At 71.9% G+C, this 6,366-nt stretch carries 1 protein-coding gene; it reads right to left on the bottom strand.

Going from position 1 to position 6,366, the window contains the following annotated elements:
• On the bottom strand, nt 1-6,366 hold a 6,366-nt coding region (locus tag AB0J58_RS43805; protein WP_364227493.1), incomplete at both ends, for an SDR family NAD(P)-dependent oxidoreductase.

Here is a 6,366-nt window from a genome sequence, read left to right as displayed (position 1 = left end):
GATCTCATCATCACGCCGCCAGGCCGCCCGCAGCCCCTGGAACAGCGGCCCGTAGCTCAGCCCGCCCTCGGCGAGCTGCTCATACAGACCGTCCAACTCGATCGCGGTTGCGCCGGCCGGCGGCCATACCGCCGCGTCGAACGGCTTGGCGACCTGGGCGCCGGGTCGGAGCGCGCCGGTCGCGTGCAGCACCCAGGGCACATCATCGGCCGCCTGCGCCGAGCGGGCATAGACGTTCACACTACGGTGACCCGTCTCCTGCGCCGCACCCACGGAGACCTGAACCGCGACGGCGTCGGTCTCGGTGAGTGCGAGCGGCGCGGTCAGGGTCAGCTCCTCGACCTGGTCACAGCCGACCTGGTCGCCCGCCCGGATCGCCAGCTCCAGGAACCCGGTGCCCGGGAAGATCACCGATCCGGCCACCGCGTGATCGGCCAGCCACGGATGCGACGACAGCGAGAGCCGTCCGGTCAGCAGCACCCCGTCGGAGTCGGCCAGGCCGACCGCGGCGCCCAGCAGCGGATGACCCGCCGCCGACTGGCCCACGGCCGCCACATTGCCCGCGCTGGAAGCCGGGCCCTTGGGCCAGAACCACTGGTGCTGGAACGCGTAGGTCGGCAGGCCCACCCGGCGGGCACCGGGGAAGACGGCCTGCCAGTTCACCGTCACCCCATGCACGTGCAACCGGGCGAGCGCCTCGGTGACAGAGGCCGGCTCGTCCCGGTCCTTGCGCAACACCGGGACCAGCGCCGCGTCCAGGTCCGAGCCGGCGAGCGCGGCGAGGGTGTCGCCGGCCATGGCGGTCAGCACTCCGTCGGGGCCCAGCTCCAGATACGCCCGCACGCCCTGACGGTGCAGCGTCCGGACGCCCTCGGCGAAGCGGACCGCGCCACGCACCTGGTCCACCCAGTAGTCCGGCGAGCACACCTGCTCGGCCGCCGCCTCTCCGGTCAGGGTCGACACGATCGGGATCTTCGGCGGGTCGTAGGTGAGCGTCTGGGCCAGAGCGCGGAAGTCCGCCAGCATCGGCTCCATCAGCGGCGAATGGAACGCGTGCGACACCCGAAGCCGCCTCGTCCTGACCCCCTGGGATTCCAGCGCGGCGGCCACCTCAAGAACCGGCTCCTCCACACCGGAGATCACCACCGAGGCCGGACCGTTCACCGCCGCGATCGACACCGCATGCTCACGCCCGGCCAGCAGGCCGGCGACGTCCTCCTCGGACGCCAGTACCGACACCATCGCCCCACCGGACGGCAGCGCCTGCATCAGCCGCGCCCGCGCCGCCACCAGGGCACACGCGTTCCCAAGCGACAGCACCCCGGCCACATGCGCGGCCGTGATCTCGCCGATCGAGTGCCCGGCCAGCACGGCCGGGCGCACTCCCCAGGACTCCGCAAGCCGGAACAGCGCCGTTTCCACGGCGAACAGAGCCGGCTGCGCCCACCCGGTCTGGTCCAGCGCCTCCGCCTCCGCCGTGCCCGGCTCGGCGAACAGCACCTCCCGCAGCGAACCGTCCAGATGACGATCCAGCTCCGCGATCACCGCGTCCAGCGCCTCGGCGAACACCGGGAACCGGGCGTACAACTCCCGGCCCATCCCCACCCGCTGGCTCCCCTGACCCGTGAACAGCACCGCGAGCTTCGGCTCCGCGCCGGCCACCCCGCGCACCACACCGGCACCCGGCAGGTCCTCGGCGACGGCCCGTAGTCCGGCCAGCGCGCCCCCGCGGCCCCCGGCGACCACCACCGCCCGGTGCTCGAACGCCGACCGGGTCGTGGCCAGCGAGAACGCGGCGTCGGCCAACTCGGCATCGGGCACATCGTCCAGGTACGACGCCAGCCGCCCGGCCTGCGCGCGCAACGCCTGATCGGTCCGGCCCGAGACCAGCAGCGGCACCGGCGACCCGCCGTCCAGCACAGGCGCCGGGGGCTCGGCCGCCACATCCGCGGCTTCGGCGCCCTGCTCGACCGGAATCTGTTCGATGATCACGTGGGCGTTGGTACCGCTGATCCCGAACGAGGACACCCCGGCCCGCCACGGCCGCTCGGCCTGCGGCCAGGGCCTGGCCTCGGTCAGCAGTTCCACCGCGCCCACCGACCAGTCCACATGCGTGGACGGCTCGTCCACGTGCAGTGTCTTGGGCAGCAGGCCGTGCCGCATGGCCATGACCATCTTGATCACACCCGCCACACCGGCAGCGGCCTGGGTGTGGCCGATGTTCGACTTGACCGACCCCAGCAGCAGCGGCCGATCCCGATCCTGGCCATAGGTGGTCAGCAGGGCCTGTGCCTCGATCGGGTCGCCCAGCGTCGTCCCCGTACCGTGGCCCTCCACGACATCCACGTCAGCAGGAGTGAGCCCGGCGCTCGCCAGGGCCTGGCGGATCATTCGCTGCTGCGACGGGCCGTTCGGCGCGGTCAGGCCGTTGGACGCGCCGTCCTGGTTGACCGCCGACCCACGCACGACGGCCAGCACCTGGTGGCCGTTGCGGCGGGCGTCCGACAGCCGCTCCAGCACCACCACGCCGACGCCCTCGGACCAGCTCACCCCGTCGGCCGCGTCGGAGTAGGACTTGCACCGGCCATCGCCGGCCAGCCCGCCCTGCGCGCTGAAGTCGATGAACGCCCCTGGTGTGGCCATCACGGTCACGCCGCCGGCCAGCGCCAGCGAGCAGTCGCCACCGCGCAGCGCCTGCGACGCCAGATGTATCGCCACCAGTGAGGACGAGCACGCCGTGTCCACCGTCACCGCCGGGCCCTCAAGGCCCAAGGTGTAGGAGATGCGGCCGGACAGCACGCTTCCCGCGGTGCCGGTCCCCATGAAGCTCATCACTTCCGGCGGGAACTCCAGGCGCCCCGGCCGGTAGTCGTGGTGCATCACCCCGGCGAACACGCCGGTACGGCTGCCACGCAGGGAGACCGGGTCGATCCCGGTCCGCTCGATCGCCTCCCAGGTGGTCTCCATCAGCAGCCGCTGCTGGGGATCCATCGCCAGCGCCTCACGCGGCGAGATCCCGAAGAAGCCCGGATCGAACGCCCCCGCCTCGTGCAGGAAGCCACCCTCACGCGCATAGCTGGTGCCCCGGTTCTCCCGGTCCGAGTTGAACAGAGCACCGAGATCCCAGCCGCGGTTCGTGGGGAACTCGCTGATCCCGTCCACGCCTTCGGCCACCAGCCGCCACAGATCATCGGCGGATCGGACCCCGCCCGGGTAGCGGCACGCCATGCCCACGATCACGATCGGGTCGTCGGCCACCGGCGGCAGCAGCACGGGCGGCGCCGTGTCCACGACGTCCGTCCGCGTGCCCATCAGCTCATCGAGCAGGTGTTCGGCCAGCACGGTCGGCGTGGGGTAGTCGAACACCAGCGTGGCCGAAAGGCGCATGCCCGTCGCGGTGTTCAGCCGGTTACGCAGCTCGACCGCGGTGAGGCTGTCGAAGCCCAGATCGCGGAACTCGCGCCGCAGTTCCACCGTGTTCGGCGTGGCGTGCCCCAGTACCAGCGCCACCTCGGTGCGCACCACGTCCAGCATGACGTCGAGGCGGTCGGCCGCGCCCAGCGAGGTCAGTCGCCGCAGCAGCTTGCCGTGTGACTGCGGGGCGGCGGCCGTCGAGCGGCGTACGGTGGGAACCACCCCGGTCAGCATCGACGGCAGTTCCTCGTGCGCCCGCAACGCCGGCATGTTCAGCCGGACCGGCGCCACCGCCGGCTCACCGGACGCGATGGCCGAGTCGAACAACGCCATGCCCTGTGCGGGCGAGATCGGCAGCAGGCCGCTCATGTTCCAACGCTGCACGTCCACCTGCGACAACCGGCTGGTCATACCGATGTCCTGCGACCACGGGCCCCATGCCAGCGACACCGCCGGCAGGCCCGCGGCCCGCCGATGCTGGACCAGCGCGTCCAGGAACGCGTTGGCCGCCGCGTAGTTGCCCTGGCCCGGCCCGCCGAACGTCCCGGCCACCGACGAGAACACCACGAACGCGGCCAGATCCTCCTCACGGGCGAGCTCGTGCAGGTGCCAGGCGGCATCCACCTTGGGACGCAAGACTCCGCCCAGCCGCTCGGGGGTCAGCGTGGCGATCGTCCCGTCGTCCAGTGCGCCCGCCATGTGGATCACCGCGGTCAGCGGGTGCGCGGTGTCCACCTGCGCCAGCAGCGCCGCCACCGCGTCCCGGTCGGCCACGTCGCACGCGACGACGCTCACCTGCGCGCCGTGCGAGGTCAGGTCCGCGAGCAGCTCCGCCGCACCGGGGGCGTCCGGGCCCCGGCGGCTCGCCAGCAGCAGGTGCCGTACCTCGTGCTCGGTCACCAGATGCCGGGCCAGCTCCGCGCCCAGGCCGCCGGTGCCGCCGGTGAGCAACACCGTGCCTTCCGGATTCCAGGCCGGGGCGTCGTGCCCGCCCTGGGCAAGCCGGGCGAGACGGGGCACCCGTGCCTCGTAATTGCGCACCGCCACCTGCTGTTCGCCGGAGGCCAGCACGACGGGCAGCGCGGACAGGGCCGTCTCCTGCTCCTCCACATCGGCCAGCAGGAAGCGACCGGGGTTCTCCGCCTCGGCGCTGCGGACCAGTCCCCAGACGGTGGCCGCGGCCGGGTTCGGCACGGCCTCGCCGGCACCGGTGGCGACCGCGCCTCGGGTGACCACGACCAGGCGTGAGTCGTCGAACCGCTCATCGGCCAGCCACTGCTGTAACAGGCCCAGAACCCGGGCGGTCACCTCGTGCGCCGAGTCCACCACATCGGCGGCCTTGGTCACATCGATCTCGACGGCCACCACTTCGGGCGCCCTGCCAAGTGGTAGCTCCAGCGAGTCGAGGTCACCGATCAGCTCGGCCACCTCCAGCCCGATCACGGCGTCCACCGGGGAGACCGTCATCGGCACCTCGACCCAGTCAAGCTGGAACAGCGAGTCCCGCTCCACTCCGCGCCCGGAGGACGCCGCAGCGAGCTGATCGGCCGAAACCGCACGCAACGCCAGAGAACGCGCCGACAACACCGGCGCACCGGCCGGATCCACCGCCGTCAGCGACACCGAATCGGCACCGGCCCTGGCCACCCGCACCCGCAACGCCGACGCACCACCCGCCTGGAGGCTCACCACACTCCACGAGAACGGCAAACCTCCCGCCGAGTCCAGATCGACGAACGGCACCGAATGCAGCGCCGAATCCAGCAACGCCGGATGCAGGGCGAACAAAGCCGCGTCGGCGACATGCTCCGGCAACGCGACCTCGGCGAACACCTCCCCGTCCTGCCCCCGCCAAGCCGCCTTCAGCCCCTGAAACACCGGGCCGTAACTCAGCCCACCCTCGGCGAACCGCTCATACACACCATCCAGCTCGATCGCGGTCGCGCCCCGCGGCGGCCACACCGTCGCATCGAACCCGACATCCCGCCCATCTTCCTCGGCCTTGGCGGCGCCCGCCATCAGTATGCCGGTGGCGTGCCGTGTCCACGGCGTGTGCTCCTCCGCCTCGGCCAGACGAGCATAGATACCGAGCAAACGCCTGCCCGACTCATCCCGGGCGCCCACCGACACCTGCACCGCGACCGCGTCATCCTCAGCCAGCACCAACGGCGCGGCCAGCGTCAACTCCTCCACCAGGTCACAGCCGACCTGATCACCCGCCCGGATCGCCAACTCCAGGAAACCGGTACCCGGGAACAACACCATCCCGCCCACCACGTGGTCGGCCAGCCACGGATGCGACCGCACCGACAACCGTCCGGTCAGCAACGCCCCGTCGGACTCGGCGAAATGGACGGCCGCGCTCAGCAGCGGATGCCCCGCCGCGGCCAACCCCAGAGCACGGGCATCACCGGCCCGCTTGCCGGTCGGCCAGAACGGCTGCCGCTGGAAAGCGTAGGTCGGCAGCTCCACCCGCCGCGCACCGGGGAACACCGCCCCCCACTCCAGCCGCACCCCGTGCACGTGCAACCCGGCCAACGCCGCCAGCACCGCCGACTCCTCGCCACGATCCCGGCGCAGCACCGGCACCAGCAGCAGATCCGAACCCCCGCCATCGAACGCGGCCAGGGTCTCATCGGCCATCGCGGTCAGCACACCATCCGGGCCCAGCTCCAGATACGCCCGCGCACCCCCGGCGTGCAGGGTGCCAACCGCGTCGGCGAACCGGACCGCGCCACGCACCTGATCCACCCAATAATCCGGCGAACACAGCTCCTCGGCCGTGGCCTGCTCACCAGTCAGGGTGGACACGATCGCGATGCGCGGCTCACGGTAGGTCAGCCTCTCGGCGACCGCCCGGAAGTCCTCCAGCATCGGATCCATCAACGGCGAATGGAACGCGTGCGACACCCGCAACCGCTTGGTGCGCACCCCGCGCTCCTCCAGCACGGC

This window comes from Streptosporangium sp. NPDC049644 (assembly GCF_040675205.1).
Taxonomy (GTDB): Bacteria; Actinomycetota; Actinomycetes; order Streptosporangiales; family Streptosporangiaceae; genus Streptosporangium; species Streptosporangium fukuiense.
This window is presented reverse-complemented; position numbering and strand designations above follow the sequence as displayed.